The organism is Marinococcus tarijensis (assembly GCF_054971385.1).
The window spans coordinates 125115-146368 of record NZ_JBQOJA010000004.1 but is presented as its reverse complement, the minus strand read 5'-3'; the positions used below and the strand labels follow the sequence as shown (position 1 = coordinate 146368).

At 46.3% G+C, this 21254-nt stretch carries 27 protein-coding genes and 2 pseudogenes; 16 read left to right on the top strand and 13 right to left on the bottom strand.

Annotation, left to right across the window (positions count from 1 at the left end):
- Positions 1-67: 67 nt before the first annotated feature.
- The 12 genes and pseudogenes from ACTTK7_RS03810 to ACTTK7_RS03755 form a co-directional block, all read right to left on the bottom strand.
- Positions 68-616: a GNAT family N-acetyltransferase gene (locus ACTTK7_RS03810; protein ID WP_462865917.1), complete on the bottom strand. Its 549-nt coding sequence runs from the start codon at positions 614-616 to the stop codon at positions 68-70.
- 118 nt (positions 617-734) lie between these two features.
- Entirely contained in the window at positions 735-926 is a 192-nt protein-coding gene (locus ACTTK7_RS03805) for a YwbE family protein (protein ID WP_462865915.1), read from the bottom strand.
- Positions 927-1022: 96 nt separating this feature from the next.
- Entirely contained in the window at positions 1023-1853 is an 831-nt protein-coding gene (locus ACTTK7_RS03800; RefSeq protein WP_462865914.1) for a prenyltransferase, read from the bottom strand.
- A 41-nt stretch (positions 1854-1894) separates the two neighbouring features.
- Positions 1895-2776, bottom strand: a pseudogene (locus tag ACTTK7_RS03795) (IS3 family transposase); the annotation flags it as partial.
- Positions 2722-2967 (bottom strand): hypothetical protein, encoded by a 246-nt coding sequence (locus ACTTK7_RS03790; protein ID WP_462865956.1) that lies wholly within the window; start codon positions 2965-2967, stop codon positions 2722-2724. The pseudogene ACTTK7_RS03795 and the gene ACTTK7_RS03790, both read right to left, overlap by 55 nt.
- Positions 2968-3360: 393 nt before the next feature.
- A complete protein-coding gene (gene chrA / locus ACTTK7_RS03785) occupies positions 3361-4536 on the bottom strand; it encodes a chromate efflux transporter (protein ID WP_462865912.1) in 1176 nt (391 codons plus the stop codon).
- Between the two features lie 17 nt (positions 4537-4553).
- Complete coding sequence (locus ACTTK7_RS03780) at positions 4554-4859, bottom strand: PadR family transcriptional regulator (RefSeq protein ID WP_462865910.1); 306 nt, start codon at positions 4857-4859, stop codon at positions 4554-4556.
- Positions 4860-5014: 155 nt separating this feature from the next.
- Positions 5015-5752 carry a class D sortase gene (locus ACTTK7_RS03775; protein WP_462865909.1) on the bottom strand — a complete coding sequence of 246 codons (738 nt, stop codon included), beginning with the start codon at positions 5750-5752 and terminating at the stop codon, positions 5015-5017.
- A gap of 128 nt (positions 5753-5880) precedes the next feature.
- On the bottom strand, positions 5881-6885 hold the full coding sequence (locus ACTTK7_RS03770) for a DUF6612 family protein (RefSeq protein ID WP_462865907.1): 1005 nt from the start codon (positions 6883-6885) through the stop codon (positions 5881-5883).
- A 201-nt stretch (positions 6886-7086) separates the two neighbouring features.
- On the bottom strand, positions 7087-7449 hold the full coding sequence (locus tag ACTTK7_RS03765) for a DMT family transporter (RefSeq protein ID WP_462865906.1): 363 nt from the start codon (positions 7447-7449) through the stop codon (positions 7087-7089).
- Positions 7450-7465: 16 nt separating this feature from the next.
- A complete protein-coding gene (locus ACTTK7_RS03760; protein WP_462865904.1) occupies positions 7466-7777 on the bottom strand; it encodes a DMT family transporter in 312 nt (103 codons plus the stop codon).
- Positions 7777-8307: a TetR/AcrR family transcriptional regulator gene (locus ACTTK7_RS03755; RefSeq protein WP_462865902.1), complete on the bottom strand. Its 531-nt coding sequence runs from the start codon at positions 8305-8307 to the stop codon at positions 7777-7779. The genes ACTTK7_RS03760 and ACTTK7_RS03755 overlap by 1 nt, the downstream gene beginning before the upstream one ends.
- A 244-nt stretch (positions 8308-8551) precedes the next feature.
- Between ACTTK7_RS03755 and ACTTK7_RS03750 the strand changes: the two genes are divergently transcribed.
- The 10 genes and pseudogenes from ACTTK7_RS03750 (at position 8552) to ACTTK7_RS03705 (ending at position 15104) form a co-directional block, all read left to right on the top strand.
- Positions 8552-9574, top strand: a complete 1023-nt coding sequence (locus tag ACTTK7_RS03750; RefSeq protein WP_462865900.1) for a GGDEF domain-containing protein — start codon at positions 8552-8554, stop codon at positions 9572-9574.
- A 136-nt stretch (positions 9575-9710) separates the two neighbouring features.
- Positions 9711-10091 (top strand): annotated as a pseudogene (locus ACTTK7_RS03745) (PAS domain-containing protein); the annotation flags it as partial.
- Positions 10092-10130: 39 nt separating this feature from the next.
- A complete protein-coding gene (locus ACTTK7_RS03740) occupies positions 10131-10622 on the top strand; it encodes a methyl-accepting chemotaxis protein (protein WP_462865954.1) in 492 nt (163 codons plus the stop codon).
- Positions 10623-10780: 158 nt separating this feature from the next.
- Positions 10781-11848, top strand: coding sequence for an NAD(P)H-dependent flavin oxidoreductase (locus ACTTK7_RS03735; RefSeq protein WP_462865899.1), 1068 nt, complete (start codon positions 10781-10783; stop codon positions 11846-11848).
- Between the two features lie 62 nt (positions 11849-11910).
- Positions 11911-12330 carry a DnaJ family domain-containing protein gene (locus tag ACTTK7_RS03730; RefSeq protein WP_462865897.1) on the top strand — a complete coding sequence of 140 codons (420 nt, stop codon included), beginning with the start codon at positions 11911-11913 and terminating at the stop codon, positions 12328-12330.
- A 259-nt stretch (positions 12331-12589) separates the two neighbouring features.
- Positions 12590-13588: a sodium:calcium antiporter gene (locus ACTTK7_RS03725; RefSeq protein WP_462865952.1), complete on the top strand. Its 999-nt coding sequence runs from the start codon at positions 12590-12592 to the stop codon at positions 13586-13588.
- A gap of 117 nt (positions 13589-13705) precedes the next feature.
- A complete protein-coding gene (locus tag ACTTK7_RS03720) occupies positions 13706-13915 on the top strand; it encodes a hypothetical protein (RefSeq protein ID WP_462865895.1) in 210 nt (69 codons plus the stop codon).
- The gene (locus tag ACTTK7_RS03715) at positions 13912-14238 is read left to right on the top strand and encodes a MarR family winged helix-turn-helix transcriptional regulator (RefSeq protein ID WP_462865893.1); all 327 of its coding nucleotides are present in this window, start codon (positions 13912-13914) and stop codon (positions 14236-14238) included. Before ACTTK7_RS03720 ends, ACTTK7_RS03715 begins: the two co-directional genes overlap by 4 nt.
- Positions 14239-14355: 117 nt before the next feature.
- A complete protein-coding gene (locus ACTTK7_RS03710; RefSeq protein WP_462865891.1) occupies positions 14356-14904 on the top strand; it encodes a DUF2812 domain-containing protein in 549 nt (182 codons plus the stop codon).
- 32 nt (positions 14905-14936) lie between these two features.
- On the top strand, positions 14937-15104 hold the full coding sequence (locus tag ACTTK7_RS03705) for a hypothetical protein (protein ID WP_462865890.1): 168 nt from the start codon (positions 14937-14939) through the stop codon (positions 15102-15104).
- 19 nt (positions 15105-15123) lie between these two features.
- On the opposite strand, the gene ACTTK7_RS03700 is transcribed toward ACTTK7_RS03705, so the two are convergent.
- The gene (locus ACTTK7_RS03700) at positions 15124-15759 is read right to left on the bottom strand and encodes a class I SAM-dependent methyltransferase (protein ID WP_462865888.1); all 636 of its coding nucleotides are present in this window, start codon (positions 15757-15759) and stop codon (positions 15124-15126) included.
- Between the two features lie 222 nt (positions 15760-15981).
- Here ACTTK7_RS03700 and ACTTK7_RS03695 point away from each other — a divergent pair, with 222 nt between their 5' ends.
- From ACTTK7_RS03695 to ACTTK7_RS03670, 6 genes are all read left to right on the top strand, one after another.
- Complete coding sequence (locus tag ACTTK7_RS03695; RefSeq protein WP_462865886.1) at positions 15982-16242, top strand: metal-sensitive transcriptional regulator; 261 nt, start codon at positions 15982-15984, stop codon at positions 16240-16242.
- Between the two features lie 420 nt (positions 16243-16662).
- Positions 16663-17115, top strand: a complete 453-nt coding sequence (locus ACTTK7_RS03690; RefSeq protein WP_462865884.1) for a hypothetical protein — start codon at positions 16663-16665, stop codon at positions 17113-17115.
- Positions 17116-17203: 88 nt separating this feature from the next.
- The gene (locus ACTTK7_RS03685) at positions 17204-17551 is read left to right on the top strand and encodes a YflT domain-containing protein (protein WP_462865882.1); all 348 of its coding nucleotides are present in this window, start codon (positions 17204-17206) and stop codon (positions 17549-17551) included.
- Positions 17552-17690: 139 nt separating this feature from the next.
- Positions 17691-18497, top strand: a complete 807-nt coding sequence (locus ACTTK7_RS03680; RefSeq protein WP_462865880.1) for a ZIP family metal transporter — start codon at positions 17691-17693, stop codon at positions 18495-18497.
- A gap of 511 nt (positions 18498-19008) precedes the next feature.
- Positions 19009-19935, top strand: coding sequence for an MFS transporter (locus tag ACTTK7_RS03675; RefSeq protein WP_462865878.1), 927 nt, complete (start codon positions 19009-19011; stop codon positions 19933-19935).
- 173 nt (positions 19936-20108) lie between these two features.
- Complete coding sequence (locus ACTTK7_RS03670; protein ID WP_462865877.1) at positions 20109-21254, top strand: iron-containing alcohol dehydrogenase; 1146 nt, start codon at positions 20109-20111, stop codon at positions 21252-21254.

Genomic DNA, 21254 nt, shown 5'->3' with positions numbered 1-21254 from the left:
AGGGGTCCGCATTTATTATGTTAAAAATAGAGAGATTAAAATAAAATGTTCCACGTGAAACATGGTATTAAGCATTTTTATAATAGACCAGGTTATCGGTCCATGCGTCGTTTTCGTAAATGAATCTCCGGCGCAGGCATTCGTATTCCATTCCCGCTTTTTCTGCAAGAGAGATAGAGAGGTAGTTATCGACATTAATGTGAGCTTCTATCCGGTGAAAGTGCAGCTCATCAAAAGAAGCGCGTAGAACCTCCCGGACGGCTTCTTTGCCAAACCCCCGATTCCAGTGCTGGTTATGAATCATATAGCCAAGTATGCCCCATTGAAACTCTTCACGTATTAACGTAGTAATATCAGCATGTCCCAGATGATTTCCGTCTTTGTGAAAAATATCGTATACATAGGTGTAGTCCTGCGCGGCCATTTCTGTTCGTTTTTGAATCATGGCATTAAACTGTGTTTTGGTAAAACGGTTGATTGCTGGACGCCCGGGGTCATATACATGCTGGGAGGCTTTTCTTTCCGAGAGGGCCTGCTGGTAGTTATCAAAATCACTTGGCTGCAGGGGGCGTAGAATCAAACGCTCTGTCCTCCTGTTTTTTTGCGAAGTGTTCATCATACACCTCCTGTTTTTAATATATTAATATAATATAAAGCTTAGCTTTTAAACATGTTTTCAAATGAAAAAGCCCCGTCTCTTTGAGCAAAGAGAGGAGCTTAAGGAAGCTGTGTAATTAATGAATATGTTTGACGCGTCCTACCTGGCCGTCTTCGAGCCGGACTTTAATACCGTGCGGATGGCTCGGGGAATTAGTCAGCAAATCCTTAACGATCCCCCGGGTCAGCGCGCCGCTCCGCTGATCTTTTTTTAATACAATATCCACTTCTGCTCCCGGGGTAACATCTTTACGCTTTGTGCCGTCCATAACATGTCCTTCCTTTCAAAGGTGATGCTTTATTATAGCAGACAACCAAAAAGAGAAAACAATAAATTCTCTTTTCTGAATCGCTGCATCACCAGTTTAAATAAAAATGCCGAGCCATACGGCACTTAACATGGCAACCAGCAAAAGGCTCTTTTCTACAGCTGATACATGCTCGGGGTTCGAGTTATCCATTCGGCTGACAAGGATAAGAGATACGGCCATAAGTACGGCGAGTCCTGCTGCCGCCCACAGGCGGTCACTGCCGAGCCAAAAAATGGTGAGCCCAGAAATCACTAAATAACATACAGCGGGCATATGAGCGTAGGATGAGCCAAATTTACGGGTGAACCAGACTACAGTGGTGCGCTTTTCGGGAGAGGTCTGCATATCCGCTTCCCGGTCGGGAATATGGTGGACCATCACCCAGGCCAGACATATCATGGCATTTATAAATGCGTTCTGCCAGGCCCATTCCGGAATATTTCCAAGCGCCAGCCATGCTCCGCCGAGACCGAGCGAAAATATGGACGTGAACAGGCTCAGCCATTCTCCGAGAAATGGCTTATAGCTGAGGCTGAGTGGGGGAAGGGAATAAGAAGCCGCTGCCCAGACGCCGATAAGAAGAAGCAGGCCTACTTTAATATAGCCAAAGAGAAAACAAAGTACAGCGATGCCCATCAATGCGATAGCGAGCCATTTTCCAACCAGCCATAACGATTTTAACGACATGGCATTAGTCTGCAGAACGCGGCTGCCTCCGGAAAGAATAGCAGGGCTGTGTTCATCCGTGCCTGAAAGATAGTCAGCATAATCATTAAATGCGTGAGTGAGAAGTCCGTGAATAAGGAAAGCGCCAATGGCCAGAAGAATAAAAACGGCTGTTAAATAAGGAGCAGAGAGAGACGAATACAAAAAAAGCGGCAGCATGGTAGTGAACTGACCCAGCGAAATGAGACAAGAAAAAACACCTATGAGGCCACCGTCCGGAATTCCACCGGGCTGTGGTCGTTTAATTTGGTAAATGGTCGTATGTAATTGTAATAATACATGTACGAATCGACTTTTTCGACTATAATAGAAGACGTAAGGGGCATCCGTTCGCGGATGCTGAATTCTTCCGACTTTAGCGAGGAATGGAAGGATTCGATCATGGCATTATCCAAGCAGTTTCCTTTCCGGGACATGCTTGTGATAATGCCTTTTTCTTTGGCCGCCTGCTGAAACGCATGCGACGTATACTGGGAGCCCTGGTCACTGTGCAGAAGGAGACCGAAGGTCTCCCGTCCCTGACAGGCCGCTTCCAGCGTATCCAGCACCAGACTCGTTTCCTGCGTATCCCGTAGCTCATACGCCACTAATTCATTATTGTATACATCCATGATCGTGGATAAATACCACATCTTTTCTCCATACGGCAGATACGTAATGTCGGTCACCCATTTTTGGTTGGGACGGTCCGCCGTGAATTCCTGTTGAAGGAGGTTCGGCACCGTCTGATGGGTTTCTCCCGTCGGCTGGCTCCGTTTCTTGGGCTTGGCCTGACATTGGAGCTGATACTTCTGCATCACGCGCTGGGCGGTTTTTCGATTGATCCTGATCCCGTGGTCTTTGCGCAGAAGAGCCGCCACCTTGCGGTGGCCCAGCCAATAGCGATGCCGGCGGCAAATATCCATGATCGTCCGGTGCAGGGCGGGGATCTCGTTGGAACGTTGTTTCCACCGGTAATAGGTGGCCCGGGAAATGCCGAAGGCATCACACATCGCCTGCACGGCATAGAGATGTTTATTCGTCTCCATCACTTCGACGATGACTTCCGGGACCACCCCCTTTCGATGGTCTTCGCCTTTCCCATCAGATCCTCTTTCATTTCGTAATAGGCGACTTTCTTTCGCAGCTGCTCGATTTCGGTTTCTTCTTCGGGTCCTTTACCGAAGGTATACTGTTTTCCCGGCGGCTGAGCCAGGCGGTGGAAGGCTCCCTGTTTATACCACTGGACCCACGTTTTAATCTGCGATTTATTTTTAATCCCAAACTGCTTCATGAGTTCCTGGTTGGAGGTTTCTCCCTCTAATTTCAATCGAATAACCTCGCGCTTCACGTCTTCCGGATAAAAACGATTGGTTCCCATTAAAAAAACACCTCCAGATCATCGTTTAATACGACATACGACGTTGGGGGTGTTTTTTCCTGTCTCATATTATGGGGTCACTCTAGTAGAGACAATCGTAGCGATGCTTGAGGATATAACAGCAATGGCACGAACAAGCATCCATACACTGCGCAGCGTCCCGGCGAACTGATTGGCCATCCACATCTTTCCTTTCTGGTTCCTGATGATTTCAATTTTTCTGGTACCAGTATCCCATTTTCTGGCGGTTTCGTACGGCCTCCAGGGGAGATGAGGCGGCATAGAACAGTGAAAAAAAACGCTGTTCTATAAAAGAACAGCGCCTGCGGCTGCACCGCTGACAACGATTACCCACGGCGGAAGCTTCCAGAAGGCAAGCATTGTGAATAGAAAAGCAGCTAGTATAAAATCCAGTGAAGATGTAATGGATGATGTCCAGATTGGATTATAAAAGGCAGCCAAAAGGATACCTACAACAGCAGCATTTACACCGGTCAATACGCCTTTCATATGAGTGTTTTTACGGAGCAGGGACCAAAACGGCAGCGCTCCGATAATTAAAAGGAAAGCCGGTAAAAAAATGCCTGCAGAGGCGACCAGTGCTCCCTGCCAGCCAGACAGGACAGTGCCCAGGTAGGAAGCAAAGGTGAATAAAGGTCCTGGTACAGCCTGGGCTGCCCCGTAGCCTGCGAGAAACGTTTCTTCACTCATCCATCCGGTCGGAACAAACTCCCGTTCCAGCAGAGGAAGAACAACGTGCCCGCCGCCGAATACAAGTGACCCGGCCCGGTAGAAGCTGTCAAACATGGCTACAAAGGTAGAGCCGGTCCATTCCCGTATAAGCGGAAGTAGAGCGAGCAGAACAAAAAAGAGTGTCAGGCAGAAAGCACCTGTTTTGCGCGAAACGGTTTCGATGACCTCCGTATTATCTGCCTCCTGGACCGAGCGATACAGCACCCAGCCGGCTCCGCCTGCTGCTAGTATGACGAGTACCTGTGCAAGTGAGGTCTGCCATAAAAGGGTTCCGCTCATGGCGAGCAGGGCGATGGTGCGCCGCTGAAGATCAGGCGTAAGCTTCTGGGCCATGCCCCATATCGCATGGGCAACAACTGCGACAGCGACAATTTTCAGTCCCTGGAGCCAGCCGGCATCGCTGACGTCGAGGCCCTCAAGTGCGAGGGCGAAGATCACTAAAGCAATAACGGAAGGAAGTGTGAATCCCAGAAAGGAAATAAAACCTCCAACGAGACCGCCACGCACAATGCCTATTCCTATGCCGACCTGACTGCTGGCGGGGCCGGGCAGGAACTGACATAAGGCGACCAGGTCCGCATAGCTCTGTTCGTCGAGCCACTTTCTGCGCCGTACGTATTCTTCATGAAAATAGCCTAAATGGGCGATAGGACCGCCGAAAGAGGTCAGTCCCAGCCGTGTGGAAATTAAAAATATTTCCAGCCATTTTTGGCCCAATGTTTTCCCCATGGCGTTCTCTCCAGTCTTTAATTGATTTCTTTAAATAATTCATAAGCTTTTGCGCGGGCTTCCTGCAAAATGTCGGCCCCTTTATCTGTGGTAGTATAATATTTACGAATTTTTCCGTTTACGTTTTTATTTTCTTTGTGTAAAAGGCCGTCATTTTCCATAGCATGCAAAATGGGGTAAAGAGTGCCCGCACTCATTGAATAGCCGTGCTCCTGCAGTTCCTCAAGCATCCATTGCCCGTATACGGGATGCTCGGAGGCATGGTGGAGAATGTGAATGTGAATGAAGCCTAAAAAAAGCTTGCGAAGCGTTTTATCTTCCATGATCGATCATCCTTTCGGATTTCGATATCGAAACCCGATATCGAAATAATAACAATTAATTTTTATTATAGCAAGAGGGGCATACAAATTTGAAACCTGGCCGGAAAAATGAAAAAACGGCTCCGCTGGCTGGCTGTCGGAGCCGTTTTAGGTGCTTAGAGACTGTTCGTCTGTTCAAGCTCTGCTTCTACAATGTAACGATCCGGAGCACTGCCGATATAGTCAAAAGGATAGCAGGTGGTGAGCGTAAGGGTTGGCTCGTCTTTGTCTACAATGACAGAGCGGTCCTCCGCGTCCGTCACCCATGTTTTCTGCAGCCGGTAAACGTACTGGGTGTTTTCATACTCGACGATAAGAGAGTCTCCGTCTTCAAGTTCGTCAAGCCCGGTGAAGACCGTGTCCCGGTGGCCGCTGAGCACCGTGTGGCGGGACTCGTCCGGAGTGGTTGTCCATTCGCTGACATACATACCAACGCCCTGATCAAGCGATGCATCATCTGTCCCCCAATAGACGGAATAAGAGTTGCCAAGCTCCGGAATTTTTAATTTGGCTACATTCTCACCCTTATCCCATTGATCTATTTCATCGCTCATCACTGCCGAATCTCTGCTGTTGTCGGAGGAAGCTTCGTCGGGAGGCGTGTCTGTATTGCTTCCTTCAGGAAGCGTATAGGCTTTTGGTTCCCCAGCAGCTTCCACGCTGGAAGAATCGCCCTGCTTTTCGGAGTTATTATCGTCCGGAGCTTCCGTTGATTCATTCGCAGAATCAGTGATAACGTCTTCTTCGTTGGTGGAAATTTTATCTACGCCTGCTCTGGCATCAAACCACTGGTATCCGAAATATCCGGTAATACTCAGCCCGATAACAATCATCGCAATAAATACTTTTTCCATATAGGCTCACTCCAGTAAAAGGACGTAACAAACCAAAATAGGTATTACTATTATTTCCATAATACACGGTCCATGGAGAAAAAAACAACCTTCACCAAAGAGGTGAAGGCTGCGTGATCGAGAGGTTATTATGCCTGCTGGCGGCGTCTTGTCCAAAGCAGCGCTCCGCCGGCCAGACCTGCAAGGGCCAGGCCACCAGCCATATAGGCAGGTGCGGCGCTTGCTGTTTCAGGCATTTCTCCGCCTTCTTCCATTGAAGCGCCGTCTTCGGACATGCCTTCTTCAGGCATTTCTTCCATGCCGTTCATTCCATCCATGCCTTCCATTTCATCCATCGGTACAGCTTCATTCATAACTTCCTCCGGCACAGTAATATCACCGACACTGTTGAAGTTGGAATAGGTGGAATCAGCTGTCAGGTTCATGTCTGTTGTGATTTCTTCCATCTCATAAGAAGCATCCAGATTAATGGTGCTCGCTGTCATGTAATGCGTTTCCTTATCTACAGTTAAGCTCATGGATACGTCCTGAATATTAATCATACTCCAGGTTTCTTCCATCATTTCCTCATCAGCCATGCCGCTGCCCATATCCGACTGCATCATTTTACTGGCTGCTTCTTCTATCTCTTCACCGCTTCCTTCGTATGTGAGCACGTAGGAGTTCTCGGTCTCTTCTACGTCCATTTCGTCAGCAAAGGACTCTGAAGCTCCCATATGCATGCCTGGATTTGTTGTCATCTCTTCCATATCACCCATCATGTCGCCGGGCATCATCGTCCAGCTGCCATCCGGCATTTCTACATAGTAGCCGTCTTCTGTCCAGTACATTTCTGTGGAGACTTCTTCACCGCTGACCGGATCGACCATATTAGTTGTCTGGTGAAGAGCGAAAGGATCCATCGTAATATCCTGTTCCGATGTGGAGCTGTTTGTTATTGTTTCCCCTTCGCCAGCGGCATTTGTAATTTCCTGTGAAATTTCAGTGGTGGCAGAATAGCTGTCGAGCTCAGCCATAGTTTCATTGGACTGATGCAGAACGTCCCCTGCATTCATCTCTTCTGCCTGGGCGGGTACAGCGATTACACCGAGAGCTAAAAAACCGGCACTGCTTCCTGTTATCCATTTTTTCATCATTATTCGTCCTTTCTTTTCTTTCATGTATTCGGCAAAAGCTTATGTGGTAAACCACTGGCTTCTGGTATTCTATGGTAATTTTACCTTATAAATGTCGGGAATAAACGCATTTTTTAAAAATTTGTGAAAAAATATGAGAAAAAAAGCCTATGCAGCCATATTTTATGGAGGCTTCAGGCTTGAAAAAACTGCGGAAGCTTAAGCACGCCGGGCACGGAGGAAATATCTGCTTTTTTTCGTGCGGCTGCTTTTTACATGAAGAAGAATAAGCCCGGAAATCACCAAAAATAAGCCGGCAGCCTTCATCCATCCAAATGATTCCTGAAAAAGTAAAATGCCCGCAACGGCTGTTAAGGCAGTGCCAAGACCCGCCCATACAGCATAAGCAACAGATAACGGGATCGATTTTAAGGCGAGGCTCAGGAAGAAAAAAGCCCCGATAAATGCTATAAAAACGGTCAGAGAGGGAATAAGGTTGGTGAAACCTTCGGAAAGCTTCAAGGACGTAGAAGCAATAACCTCAAATAAAATCGCAGCAAATAATAAAAGCACAGCACGCATAAATTGTTCCTTCCTTTCATCCTAAATTCATCATAAGAAGACCAATCACCAGGCAGACAATACCTAGAGTGTTCATTTTATTCATTTTTTCTTTAAAATAAAAAACGCCGATGCAGGTAGTCAAAATGGTGCCAAGGCCACTCCATGTAGCATAAACGACACCGAGCGGAAGGGTTTGAAGAACGAGAGCGAGCAGGTAAAAAGCAATACCCATGCCGGCTGCAAAGCCAATAGACGGAAGCAGCCTGGTAAAGCCATACGAAAGCTTGAGCATGGAAGAAGCGAATACTTCGCATACGACAGAGATAATAATGAGCACATAAACCATTATATTTCTCCTTCGTCAAAGCGTCTCAAAAGGTTTTGAAGCAGACGTTCAGCCTGCGAAAGGGGCATCGTATTAATTTCAAAGATATGTGAAAACCAAATACCGTCACTCAGCAGGCGGATCATCGAGGCTTCATCAGTATGAAAAGCATCGGAAGCAAAAAGGTTCTGCCAGCGTTCATTATATTCCTTCCAAAGATCGAGCACCTCTTTGTGATCGGCAAGGGTAGCAAGCAGACTTGCATTGATTAAAAAATTGCTTCCCGATCGAAGCTCTTCAAGGGTTGCTTCCGCGTAAGCTTTAATATAGCTGCCTGCATCACTTCGTTTTTCTTCGATTAACTCATGAAACCGGGCCAGTGCATAAGCGTTCATCTCATAGACGAGCCGTTCTTTATTTGGAAAATGATAAAGCAGACCGCCCTTACTCACTTCCGCTTCGTCTGCTACAGCGTGCAGGGTAAGGCGGTTAAAGCCGTTCCTGCGGATGATGCGGGCGGCAGAATGCATAATTTCCACTCGTTTACTCATTATTATTTCTCCTTTATCAGTTAACAGTCTGGACGGTATAGTAAAAAGTGTACCAGAGAAATGGCCAAAAGGCGAAGAAGCCAGCTTATCTATAACTGGTATAAAGAACTGCATAAAAAAAGATTGAACCACGGAGCGCAGATGCGCAGACGGGGCCTGAATAGTGGGAGGAGGGCCGTGGTGTTTAGTCAACTTTTTGTTAATTTAACTATTTTAGTGACATTCCTTTTTTTTTTATTACCAGGTGTTCCGGGAGCATTCCTTTTCACGTGTAACCTCTGTACCGATGAGGCTGTTTACCGGTGTACTGTTTGGAGTGCTCGGGATGGTGTTAATCGGGTTTGGCATCAGAGTTAACGAGTACACCCTGATCGATCTGCGCCATATCCCAATTATGCTCAGTGCTTTGTTTGGCGGATGGGTACCGGCAGTAACGGCCGCGGTTATTATTTCATTTTCCCGTCTAGCCATCGGTGGGGGAGTGATCGTTTTATATCCGATCAGCATGATTATTTTCAGTACGGCAGCGTATATTATCATCGCACGGCTGGTACGAAACCCTTGGCTTGCAGCATTTTATATGCTTCTATGCTCCAACATCTACTTTCTCATTATCATGGTCTACCAGCTGAATACCGTGAATCTTTACATGGAAGTGGTGCTCAGCTATTGGTTTGTGTCATTTGCCGGAGCATTTGCAGCAGTATATATGGTAAAGCAGCTGACTTACTCCAATCAGCTGCTTCATAAGTATCGGGCGGAGTCCTTGAAGGACCCGCTTACAGGCCTTGATAATCCGAGAAGCTTCGCCTATTCATTAACAAAAAATCTCGAACAGGCTTCGAAAATGAAGCAGGCGGTCTCGTTGCTTATTATCGATATCGATCATTTTAAAGATATTAATGACCGTCACGGACACGCAGCAGGAGACGATATTTTAAGGCAGCTTGGAGCTGTGCTGCTTGAAATGGTCCGGCCGGAGGATTCTGTGTACCGCAAAGGCGGAGAAGAATTTACAGTTATATTGTCCAGCTGCCCCGCATCTAAAGCATTCGATATTGCTGAACGGATACGGGAGCGTGTTGAAAAATATCCTTTCCTCACGGATGGAGAGACATTATATATTACTGTGTCGACCGGGGCAGCTATATTTCCTGAAACAGCTGTAGAAGAAAGGGAGCTGTTTAAGCAGGCAGATGATGCTTTGTATCAGGCAAAAAACCTGGGGCGTAACCAGACATGTGTATATTCTAAAAAGACCTTATAAAATAGGTCTTTTTTATTGTTTGTAAATAATTGAGTCTTTTTTATACATATGTACTATAAAAAGTGTTTTTAAAATAGCCTATTGAGTATAAAGTATTAATATAATATAATAAAAAAGAACTAGAGAGGTAGAAACTATGCAAAAAACAAATAATAAGCAGGTTTTAGACGCTTCCCAGGTTTTACGTGCGTTGGAACAATCGCTTGCCATCATTGAATTCGATCTCAATGGAAGAGTACTGTGGGCAAATCATCATTTTGCTGCAGCGATGGAATATCATGAAGAAGATATGGCGGGGATGCATCATCGGCAGTTCTGCACTCCGGATTTTGCTTCAAGCCGGGATTATGAAAGATTCTGGCAGGATCTGCGCGCGGGAAAATCCTTTCAGGATAAAATACAGCGGATGACGCGAAGCGGTAAGCTTGTAAGGCTTGAAGCCACGTACATGCCTGTGCTCGATGATACAGGGAATGTACACGCGGTGTTGAAGGCAGCAACAGATATTACCCTCCGGGAGGAGGAGAAGACCAGGGTGTCCGATTCAGTGCAGAACATGTCTGAGGAGCTGTTAAAGAGGGCGGAGGACGGTATGACAAAAAGCCGTGAGATTACTGAAAACTCCCGTCAGGTAGTAGAAGAGGCAAATAACAATCTTTTGATCCTGAAGTCATTGGAGCAGCAGGCAGATTCTATCCGGGGGATCGTAAAAACGATCCGTGAAATTGCCGACCAAACAAATCTTTTAGCTTTAAACGCAGCGATTGAGGCTGCAAGAGCCGGGGAGCACGGACGGGGGTTTACAGTAGTGGCAGATGAAGTGCGGAAACTGGCGACGAGGGCCCATTCCTCTATTCAGGAGGTAAACAGTCACGTTGAGGGGATAACTGGAGAAGTGAGTAAGATTAGTGAGGGCACAATTCGTTCCCAGAATGGGATGGAAAACAGCCAGGAACACATCAGGCACGCAGTAAAAGAGTTTGAGCACATTGGCACAGCAGCGAGAGGCCTGGAAGAGAAGGCGAAGCAATTCCGGCATATTTTATAAAAAGCAGCGGATCACAGTATCCCTGCTTTTTTATTTTTGTAAATGAATGTAAAACTTTAGATTCAGTCTAAAAGAACTACCTGCAATTATTTGCCGTGATATAATAAATATAATTCCAATTAATTGTATTAAACATTGTAGTAAAGGAGAGAGCATATATGGCGGTACGTCCTGAATTACTTATGCGTCTTCGAATCGAACAGCCTATTATTCAAGCCGGAATGGCCGGCGGGGTAACCACGCCGGAATTAGTAGCAGAAGTTACAAAAGCAGGCGGGCTCGGGACTATAGGAGCCGGATATATGACCGCAGAGAATCTTCGCTCTGCTGTTCAACTCGTGAAAAAGCAGACACCGGGGCCGTTTGCGGTAAATGTCTTCGTGCCGGAAGCTCCGGACATGGTTTCTGAAGATGTACAGGCCGCCAATGAAAAGCTCTCCCTGATTCATAAAGAATTAAAATTGACCGCTCCACCGGTGCCGGAAATGCTGCCTTCTTTCTTTGAGGAACAGCTTGAAGTTATTATAGAAGAGGAAATTGCGGTTTGCAGTTTTACCTTTGGGATTCCTTCCGCTGTACAGATCGAGCGGCTGAAAGCCCACGACGTCTTTTTGATCGGCACTGCCACCACAGTTGAAGAAGCCGTTCAAAATGAGCAGGCAGGTATGGATGCGGTGGTGGCTCAGGGAAGCGAAGCCGGCGGACACCGGGGAACCTTTGCAGAAGCCTTTGAAAAAGCGATGATCGGAACGATGGCTTTAGTGCCCCAGGTCGTGGACGAGGTCGACATTCCTGTGATTGCAGCTGGGGGGATTATGGATGGACGCGGTATTTTGGCGGCTCATGCCCTGGGGGCAGAAGCGGTTCAGATGGGTACTGCTTTTTTAACAAGCAGGGAAAGCGGCGCCCCGCAGGTCCATCAGCATGCGGTATTGAGGAGTAAAGAAACAGACACCGCTGTTACTTCCATATTCAGCGGCAAGCCGGCCAGAGGAATCACAAACAAAATGATGATATGGATGGAGGAACTTGAGCACAAGTGGCCGCCGTACCCGATTCAAAATATGCTTACGCAGCCGATTCGAAAAGAAGCGGCCAGGCAAAACGAGCCTGCATTTATGTCTCTCTGGAGCGGCCAGGGCACGCGTCTGAGCGTACAGGAGCCGGCAGGGGCCATGATTAAGCGTCTTATGGAAGAGGCGGAGGAAACATGGGAAAGCCTTTAGAAAGACCTCATATGTTCTGTTTGTTAAAATGAAAATATCATAAAAGCAAAGGAGCAGAACGAATGGCGTTATCGAAGGATTATAACGAGAGGCTCGCCGGGGAAAAAGAAGGACTAACGTACCGCGACCCTGTTGGTGAATTGATCCGGGAGCACGAAAGGAAGGGTGGCTTTGACAATCTGCCGGGACGCGGCAGGCCGCTCTCTAAGGAGTATCTGAAAAGCGACACCTTCGACACTCTTTTAAAGCGAAACGGATTTGTGCCTTCGTGGGTCCGGCTGCAGCGGGAAATCCGCCAGGAACTCGGGCAGATGCTGGAAGAGCAGGCAATTGAAGCAATCTCTGAACGCCGTATCAAAAAAGAAATCAGTAGAATCAATAAAAAAGTCCGGCGGTACAATCAGCTTTGTCCAGCGCCAAGTCTGCAAAGGCATTTAATAGAAAAAGAGAACCTGCATAGACAGTATGAAAGCTGGCGTTAAACTTTACCGGGAAAATGTGAGACAGTTTCATGTGAAACATCGGTTTGGATTATAGTATTCTGTGCTTTTAGTCTCCGGCCACTGGTGGAGACTTTTTGATTGTTCCGACGCTTAAAACATTTAGAACATTGAAATCTCTTCCATTAAAAAGAGGAAAAGAAGATTATTGTTATACTCGAGAGGGTAATCGGGAATGGGTTATTAAATTTTTAAAATTCCAGGCTATCGGTCGTGAACAGATGGAAGGAGTCAATGCTTTATTACCGCTACTCTATCAATTATTGCATTTATACTCTCTGCTGCAGTTTCAGTGTTTTCAGCTGTGAAATTGTCAGGTTATGCAGATATCATCAGCAGAAATACGAAGATTGGCGGGCTGCTGGCGGGCACTATTCTGCTTGCCGTTGCTACCTCTCTTCCTGAATTGACCGCCACTATTTCGGCAAGTGTGATCGGCAATGCCGATATCGCGGTAGGTAATGGACTCGGAAGTATTATTTTCAATATTTTCTTTTTGTTTTTATTGGATATTTACTTTCGAAACAAACGGCTTTTTCTTAAAGTATCAGACGATCATCTCTATACAGCTGTTATCGCGCTTCTGCTTTGTATAGTAACTGCTGGCGGACTAATGCTTCACTATCCGCTCTCCTTTTTTGGCATAAGTGTTATCAGCATGCTGGTGGCTGCTATTTACACCGGGGGAATGTTTTATATATCTAAAAAGCAGAATAATAATGCCGACGAGGGGAAAAAAGCTTCGCCGGACGAGAATGTGAATATCCGGCGTACCGTAATTAAATTCATTACATTTGCTGCGATTATCTTTGTATCCGGAAGTGCGCTGTCTATATCCGGGGATGTGATGTCGAGTACTACAGGTATCAGTGCTACGGCAGTCGGCAGTATTCTGGTCGCAACCGCCACCTCCCTGCCGGACGCTGTAAGCGTGTTTGTAGCGCTTCGGCTGGCCAACGTTAATATGGCGATCGGTACGATTCTTGGAAGCAATATCTTCAACGTACTTGTAACAGCAATCGGGGACGTATTTTACCGCGGGGGCAGTATTTGGATGGATACAAGCGATCAGACCATCATAATTGCCATGGCAGGATTTGTGCTCACGGGACTCGTGATGATTATTGTAAAAAGGGACCGGACCAAAAATGCCTTCACCTACATGATGCCATCGCTTATAGTTGTGATTGGTTATATGGTTATGATTACTTCCATTCTATTTTATAATGGGAGCACGTAAAAGCAGGCAGCCGCCTGCTTTTTTATTAACGAAAGATCACGGCCAGGCGCATTAGTTCACGAGCAACTAATTATTTATACGGTGGATAGAGTAGATATAGACAAAGGAGTAACCAAAGTGTCTCAAAAGCTGGCCATTCTATCCATTTCGTTGATTGCCGTTATGGCAGAAGCTGCTGTTTCCCTGGCGCTCGTTTCTATTTCTGAAGCTTTTCCGGACGCCAACGAAACTTCAATTAAACTAATCAATACCCTGCACGCATTGCCCATTATCCCATTTACTTTTATATCAAGCCGTTTTACGAAACGAGTGTCCAAAATAGTATGACTGTTTATTCCGTTGGTAAATGGGCGGCGGTTATTCAGCGTTACACTCACCAATATATTGAGAAACGATTCAATCATTTTGGTTTGGGGAATACAGAAATGCTGGTACTTTTAACGTTGTACGATCAGGAAAATGTGCCCCAGGAGTGCATCACCGGGCAGATAGTGATGGATAAAGCTACAATTACGCGCGCTATAAAACTCCTCGAAGAAAAAGGGTATCTTTACCGAAAAGAGAGCGCCGTGGACGGCGGGAAAAGACCGTTTCTTCTGCTGAAGCGGCTCCCAGGTAGAGTATTTGTGACAGCAGAAAGCTCATGGTAGCATAATGGTATATACTTCGTACAATTCTATTATTTCCCCGGCGTTTACTGCCCTTCATCGTTATTCTTAATTAATTTCCGTTTGTGTATATTCCATATATAGGAGGTGTATAGCTACTTGCGAAGAGAAACCAAATTTTTATTTTCTTTTATGCCTTTCACCACCTATGATAAAGAAAAAAGCCGCTTGAAGGAGCAGCGCCAAAAAGGATGGCAGGTGCAGGACTGCTCTCTTCTCGGCTATTCTTTGTCGGAAGCCAGGGAAGAAGAAAAGGAATATCAGTTTGTCATGTCGAAAGATTACCAGGGATTGCGGAAAACTTCTGAAAATGAATGGACACTTCTGTGTTCCTCTCCCATACTCCACGTATTTGAAGGGGAGAAAGATGCTTTGTCCTTTCAGGACCACTGGACGCTTTATTTTTTGGAGGAGTATCGCAAAAAGTGCCGGAGGTGGGGGGTTACAACTGCAGTAAGTGCTGTTTTGTTTATAGTATTTCTGCTTTTAGTGGTAACTGAGCTGAACCTGCCGGGTGTGGCGGTGAATTTCGCCTTTTTTATGCTCTCATTGTTCACGGGAATAGTAGCCTTTACCGTGATCCGTTGGCTCCGGGCCCTTGCTGTTATCAGCCAGGCTAAGCAGATTGTCCATACCGGCACAGAATGATATTTTATCCTGTACATGAAAGGACGGCCTCCATGGAAGAAGAGCTTCGTCATTTGAATGAAGAGGACAAAGAACGATTTAAGGAAATTCAATCAATGCTTGAGGGAAATATCTCATATGAAAACCAGAAAAAGCTTGTGACAGAGCTGGCAATACTGCGTGAAAGAAATGAACTCAGAAAAAGATCCCGTCCGCAATAGGCACGGGATCTTATTTTGTTCATACCTCTGGTTTAGTACATACAGCAATGCCGAGAGGGTAGTGAACCCCAGTACGGGCGGGACGTTCGAAAGCTACTCCCTGCTGATAGTACAACTCCAGCTTTTCCCACGGCCAGTCTTCAGTTGATAAGAGTTCTTCCCATTCCTCTGGGGTTAATTGGTGGTAATGAAAAGGGGAATTGCTGGGCTTGTGCCTCCCCCGGCCGAAGGGCGTAGAGACGATAAGCGTACCGCCAGGGCGGAGCAGGGCGTACATGCGTTTCATAAAGATACGGTCATCAGGCACGTGTTCAATGGTTTCAAAGGAAACAATCGTATCGAACGTACCTACCTGCACGGGGATATTCTCATCAAGCGCATCTCCTGTCTGGAAGGAAAGCTTAGGATGATAATAGTGCTTTTGGGCAAAGGCGATCGCTTCAGCGTCAATGTCGACGCCGAACACATGGTCTACCTCCCGTTTTTTCCCTTTAGCTGTCATCTGAGCCCCGTAGCCGACTCCACAGGCAATATCAAGCACGCGGCCCCTTGCGTAAGGCATAGCAAAATAATAGCGGGCCAGATGCTCAAGCAGCATACCGTTAGTCGGTTTCATTTTTGAAGGGATGATTCGTTCTCCTGTGTCTTTTAACACGAATAGTCACCGCTATCTGTATAGTTTGGTCTTCTCATCATATAGAAAAAAACAAGGAAATTGCAAGGCTGAAGGGTGTCACGGCGAGGCAGCGACTGCCGGATCTGTTAAGCGTTTGACAAACAGAAAAGCATCGTTTATATTTTTTATATACCCATGAGGGTAATATAAAGAGATGAAAGCAAGATAAATAAATAATCTTTTTGAAAGGAGGAGCCTTTCATGGAATACAATGATCAAATGAAAAACCGGGTGAAACGGGTAGAAGGGCAGGTCCGCGGTATTCTTCGGATGATGGAAGAAGAAAAGGACTGCAAAGAGCTTGTTTCTCAAATGAACGCTGCACGTACAGCGCTTGATCGCGCGATTGGTCTGGTAGTAAGTACGAATCTCGAGGAGTGTGTGCGTGAACAGATAGATAAAGGGGAAGACAGCGAAGAACTGATCCAGGAAGCTGTTAATCTGCTGGTTAAAAGCAGATAATAAACCGCGTTAATGAAGTTTAAAAGAAAGTAAGGAAAGCTATTGAGCATGTACTGAAAAAAAAGAACAGCTCAAATCGTTTAATGACTAAAATCCGCGTTCTTCCGTGAAGGGCGCGGATTATTTAGTGTGCACTATTGTCATTTTCTTATATATTTAATAATTCGTCTCCGGTAAATATCCAAAGCAGGTAAATAATTTTATAGCTAACGTTATATCCTGATGCTATACAAATCAACCGAACTCATTTATACACTTAATATATTTTTAGTACGCATAGTAAAAAATATATGTGCCAGCAAAAATTTAAAAGAAATGTTCCGTTTTCCGAATTTACGGCATGATCCCCGGATAAAAAGGGTATAGCCTTTAGGGCGATTGGCATAAGTTAAACTAAAAATTAATAAAGGTGGCTTCACAATGCAGGGACAGGACCGTGAAGTGGTATTTATCTCAGACAAGATCCATGCAATTATTCTTTTTTTGGATGATGTTATCATTCAGGAGAAATATCATATGAAAGATATTGAAAAGCTTCAGCCTGAAACGATGGAATCTCAAAAGCATAAATCAGCGATTATTTTAAACATTATGGAACGCTCGGCAGAATTACTCCGCGGACGGTTTCCGGATTGCTGCGAGGCAGGGTCACAGGTTCCTTACACCGTGAAAGATCTGGAGAAGGCGAGAGAAGATTTAAAAACAATTCACAATGATACATTCAAAGAATACGGAATTGTTAAATCCACGTACGAGCCCGGAGAGGAAAACGAAGATTCTTTTATTACAAAAACTGTTGTTGGCCTGGTGAACTATAATGTGCATTTATTTGAAACGAAGTTTCTCGACTATATGGAACCCCATGCTCTCTAGGTGAAAAAGAGGGAGCTTGCTGAAAGATGGTTTAAATAACGAAAGAATTGTTTACTAGAATAGCAATAGCTAATAAAGGGAGGTTCTTATGAAACCGTTCGTTAGAGAATACACCAATGACGAAGCACTGCAGCAGGATGTTCAGCGTCTGGCTGAAAAGGGCATTGATAAAAGCAACGTGTACGTTATGACCCACGATAACGACCGCGCCGGCCGTATCGCGGAGAATGCGAACGCCAACACTGTCGGCATGAAAGAAGAAGGAATAAAAAATGCAGTAGGAAACATGTTCAGCAAAAAAGGTGACGAACTCCGGAACAAACTGCAGGAAATTGGATTATCCCAGGAAGAAGCTCATGAGTATGAGGATGAACTCGATGAAGGAAAGATCCTTCTCATTGTGACAGACACTGAAGGGGTCAACACGATTATTTAACAGTGGAAGAATAGAGCCGCTCTCCAGACGGAGGCGGCTTTACGTTTGTCGATTGACAAACTTTTACAATAAGGAATAGAATAACGTTAGACTTTCCTTGGGGAAACTTTTTTTAATAGAGTGAAAAGGAGATTATATTATGGAGTGGTTTGCGGAGCTGCCTCCTACACTGCAGGCGCTGATTGGCTCTTTGTTTACCTGGGGTATGACAGCAGCAGGCGCTGCGGTTGTGTTTTTTACGAACAGAAACAATCAGAAGCTGATGGATAGTATGCTTGCATTTGCCGGCGGGGTCATGATTGCTGCGAGCTTTTGGTCGCTTCTTTCACCCGGCATTGATATGGCAGAAGAGCAGGGGCAGATACCTTATATTCCAGCTGTTATTGGTTTTTTACTTGGGGGTGCTTTTCTGTTGCTGCTCGACAGGGTCATTCCCATGATGGATGAAGACACATATTTCACGGAAATAAAAGACAAGTATGCCAAGCACCGGACCACAATGCTGGTTTTTTCGATTACTCTGCACAATATTCCAGAGGGGCTCGCTGTAGGAGTAGCGTTCGGGGCACTGGCTTCAGAATTCAGCAGCTCTACGCTCGCCGGAGCAGTAGCGCTTGCGCTTGGCATCGGCATTCAAAATTTTCCGGAGGGGACGGCAGTATCGATGCCGCTTCGCCGGGACGGAGTATCGAAAAAGAAAAGCTTCTTTTACGGTCAGCTGTCCGGTTTTGTAGAGCCGGTGGCTGCAGTAATTGGTGCTGCTGCAGTTATCATTATCCAGCCGCTGCTTCCGTTTGCTCTCAGTTTTGCAGCAGGGGCGATGATATTCGTCGTTGCCAAGGAAGTCATCCCCGGGTCCCAGGAAAAGGGGAACGTACGGCTCGCGACCTTCAGCCTGATGATTGGTTTCAGCGTTATGATGATACTGGATGTAGCTTTAGGATAAAAGGGGCGGCTGAAGCAGAGAAAGTTTTCTGCTTCAGCTTTTTTCATCTGGAAGGCCGTTTTTAATGAATTAAGGATAAAATCGATGCACCCTTTTGTGATAAAGTAGCATAGATAAGCACACGGACCAGGAGACTGAATTTATTTATAGCTTCTGGAGAAAATGCTGAAAAGGAGCTTCGACATGTGGGCTGATAAACCGAAGAATGGGTCGAGTCCTATTTTTTATGGATGGGCGATTGTGGCTTTATCCGCGTTAAGTATGTTTTTTTCCGGACCGGGCCAGACGTATTCGATTTCTATTTTTATTGATTATTACATTCAGGATTTTTCGTATTCGCGTTCTTTTGTTTCTGGTATATATTCGGTTGGTACTCTGGCTGCCGGTATTACCCTTTTTTTCGTCGGCCGCGCAATCGATCGTCTTGGCCAACGCCTGGTAATGGGGGGCCGCAGGAATTCTTTTGGCTCTGGCCTGTATTTGGAATGCCTTTTTAACAGGTGCTGTAATGATGTTTATCGGCTTTTTTGCTATTCGATTATTTGGCCAGGGATCGCTGACCCTGGTTCCTAATACGCTTGTGCCGCAGTGGTTTGTGCAGAAGCGCGGCCGGGCCTTAAGTGTCATGGCGATTGGCGGTTTTGTCGGGGCCGCTGCCCTGCCCCCGCTGAACACATGGCTGATCCATATGGTCGGCTGGCGGGACACGTGGCTGGTATGGGCCGGGCTGTTGCTTATTGTGTTTGTGCCGCTGGCCTTCTTAGTGGTGCGGAACCAGCCGCAGGATGTCGGCCAGGAGCCCGATGGCAGAGGATCGGATGCCCATGGGGAGGCCCGGACGCAGCGAACAGCCATGCAGGAAAAAAGCTGGACCCTTCAGGAAGCGCGCAGAACTAGAGCGTTCTGGCTTATTCTCTTTTGTGTCAGCGTTCCGGCACTTGTAAACACAGGTGTTACCTTTCACTTAGTATCTATCATAGAAGGAAAGGGTCTTTCAATTTCGCTTGCAGCATTAATTCTTTCATTAATGGCCTTTGTCGGTTTTCCGGTGACGTTTGCTGTCGGGTATTTGGTGGATCGCATTGCTGTGCATTACGTGCTTGCGATGACGTTTGGGGTACATATTGTTTCACTTTTGGTGCTTTTAACGATAAATTCCTGGACAGGAGCTATCATTTTTGGAGTGCTGTGGGGCATAGCCCACGGCTTTGAACGTATTGTGTTAAGCATTGTGTGGCCCAATTATTTCGGTCCCAGGCATTTAGGAAGTATTAAAAGCATTGCCCAGACGGTAATGGTTATTGGCTCCGCTCTGGGACCACTGCCGTTTGGTATTTTTTACGACTGGTTCAATAATTATACGGCAATACTGTGGCTTATGATGCTTCTCCCAGCTACGGCTTTAGTTTTTGCGCTTTTATCCCCGAAGCCCTCCTGACCGCTGTATTACTAATGTATCCTTATTCCGCGGGCCTATAAGTCCGCGGTTTTTTCGTCAAAACAGGAGCAGGAAGCCTTTGCACATTAAGCAAGGGTGAGAGATAATAAATACATATTAAGTAAACGTTTTCAATCGCACAAAAGCTTCCAACTAAATATGGTGGTGAGGATATGATTTCAAAATTTATGGCTCCCGAAATCATTTTCGGAGATCATTCGATTCAACAGACGGGTGAGAGCTTTTTACGACTGGGAGCGCAGCGTGTACTGGTAGTAAGCGATCCCGGCGTCAAAGAAGCCGGCTGGACAGTTCAGGCTATGGAAAGTATACAGACTTCCGGTCTTGATTATCACCTGTTTTCAAATATCAGTACCAATCCTGACACGACCCAGGTAGTAGAAGGCGTAGAGGCTTATCAAAAAGCCGGATGTGACGCTGTACTTGGTATTGGAGGAGGAAGTGCGCTCGATGTGGCCAAAGCGGTGGCTGTCATTGTGAGCAACGGTGGAAAAATCGAAGATTACGAAGGTGTTGACCATATCCATAGTCCGCTCCCCCCGGTCATTATGGTGCCGACAACGGCAGGGTCGGGATCCGAGGTCTCGCAATTTTCGATTATTGTTGATCCGGCGCGGAAAAAGAAGATGACGATCGTTTCTAAATCGCTCGTACCAGATATTGCGATTGTCGATCCGTTTGTATTAATGACAAAAGATCACTTGCTTACAGCAGCTACCGGACTTGATGCAATTACCCATGGCATAGAAGCGTATGTAAGTGCAGCAGCGACGCCGCTGACGGATGTGCATGCGGTTAATGCGATGAAGCTGGCGGCTGAGTTTCTGCGGCCGTCGGTGGCATCACACACAAATGTGGAAGCCAAGCGTGCAATGGCGATGGCAAGCATGCAGGCGGGACTTGCGTTTTCCAATGCGATTTTGGGAGCAGTACATGCAATGTCCCATGCGATTGGCGGCCGTTATGCTCTTCCTCACGGAGAGATTAACAGTATTTTGCTTCCGCATGTCATGGAATTTAATCTAATTGCTTCACCTCCCCGCTTTGCTGATATTGGTGATATTTTCGGTGCTTCTGCTGACGCCGGGGAAATGGTCCGTGCCAGACACGGTATTCAGGCGGTCCGGGCTCTTGCAGATGATATCGGTGCTCCCAAGACACTGCGCTCTGTAGGTCTGAGAGACCCTGACTTTGAAAACATGGCCCGCATTGCCCTTGAGGACGCATGCATGATCACCAACCCGCGGGACGTAGCTTTAAAGGATATCGAAATGCTGTTTAAAAAGGCTTACGAATAA

Bases quoted from the DNA above. Each gene is read 5' to 3' on its own strand.
- ACTTK7_RS03810 (WP_462865917.1), bottom strand. From the start codon at position 616: ATGAACACTTCGCAAAAAAACAGGAGGACAGAGCGTTTGATTCTACGC.
- ACTTK7_RS03805 (WP_462865915.1), bottom strand. From the start codon at position 926: ATGGACGGCACAAAGCGTAAAGATGTTACCCCGGGAGCAGAAGTGGAT.
- ACTTK7_RS03800 (WP_462865914.1), bottom strand. From the start codon at position 1,853: ATGCTGCCGCTTTTTTTGTATTCGTCTCTCTCTGCTCCTTATTTAACA.
- ACTTK7_RS03790 (WP_462865956.1), bottom strand. From the start codon at position 2,967: ATGAAGCAGTTTGGGATTAAAAATAAATCGCAGATTAAAACGTGGGTC.
- chrA (WP_462865912.1), bottom strand. From the start codon at position 4,536: ATGGGGAAAACATTGGGCCAAAAATGGCTGGAAATATTTTTAATTTCC.
- ACTTK7_RS03780 (WP_462865910.1), bottom strand. From the start codon at position 4,859: ATGGAAGATAAAACGCTTCGCAAGCTTTTTTTAGGCTTCATTCACATT.
- ACTTK7_RS03775 (WP_462865909.1), bottom strand. From the start codon at position 5,752: ATGGAAAAAGTATTTATTGCGATGATTGTTATCGGGCTGAGTATTACC.
- ACTTK7_RS03770 (WP_462865907.1), bottom strand. From the start codon at position 6,885: ATGAAAAAATGGATAACAGGAAGCAGTGCCGGTTTTTTAGCTCTCGGT.
- ACTTK7_RS03765 (WP_462865906.1), bottom strand. From the start codon at position 7,449: ATGCGTGCTGTGCTTTTATTATTTGCTGCGATTTTATTTGAGGTTATT.
- ACTTK7_RS03760 (WP_462865904.1), bottom strand. From the start codon at position 7,777: ATGGTTTATGTGCTCATTATTATCTCTGTCGTATGCGAAGTATTCGCT.
- ACTTK7_RS03755 (WP_462865902.1), bottom strand. From the start codon at position 8,307: ATGAGTAAACGAGTGGAAATTATGCATTCTGCCGCCCGCATCATCCGC.
- ACTTK7_RS03740 (WP_462865954.1), top strand. From the start codon at position 10,131: ATGTCTGAGGAGCTGTTAAAGAGGGCGGAGGACGGTATGACAAAAAGC.
- ACTTK7_RS03735 (WP_462865899.1), top strand. From the start codon at position 10,781: ATGGCGGTACGTCCTGAATTACTTATGCGTCTTCGAATCGAACAGCCT.
- ACTTK7_RS03730 (WP_462865897.1), top strand. From the start codon at position 11,911: ATGGCGTTATCGAAGGATTATAACGAGAGGCTCGCCGGGGAAAAAGAA.
- ACTTK7_RS03715 (WP_462865893.1), top strand. From the start codon at position 13,912: ATGACTGTTTATTCCGTTGGTAAATGGGCGGCGGTTATTCAGCGTTAC.
- ACTTK7_RS03705 (WP_462865890.1), top strand. From the start codon at position 14,937: ATGGAAGAAGAGCTTCGTCATTTGAATGAAGAGGACAAAGAACGATTT.
- ACTTK7_RS03695 (WP_462865886.1), top strand. From the start codon at position 15,982: ATGGAATACAATGATCAAATGAAAAACCGGGTGAAACGGGTAGAAGGG.
- ACTTK7_RS03690 (WP_462865884.1), top strand. From the start codon at position 16,663: ATGCAGGGACAGGACCGTGAAGTGGTATTTATCTCAGACAAGATCCAT.
- ACTTK7_RS03685 (WP_462865882.1), top strand. From the start codon at position 17,204: ATGAAACCGTTCGTTAGAGAATACACCAATGACGAAGCACTGCAGCAG.
- ACTTK7_RS03680 (WP_462865880.1), top strand. From the start codon at position 17,691: ATGGAGTGGTTTGCGGAGCTGCCTCCTACACTGCAGGCGCTGATTGGC.
- ACTTK7_RS03675 (WP_462865878.1), top strand. From the start codon at position 19,009: ATGTTTATCGGCTTTTTTGCTATTCGATTATTTGGCCAGGGATCGCTG.
- ACTTK7_RS03670 (WP_462865877.1), top strand. From the start codon at position 20,109: ATGATTTCAAAATTTATGGCTCCCGAAATCATTTTCGGAGATCATTCG.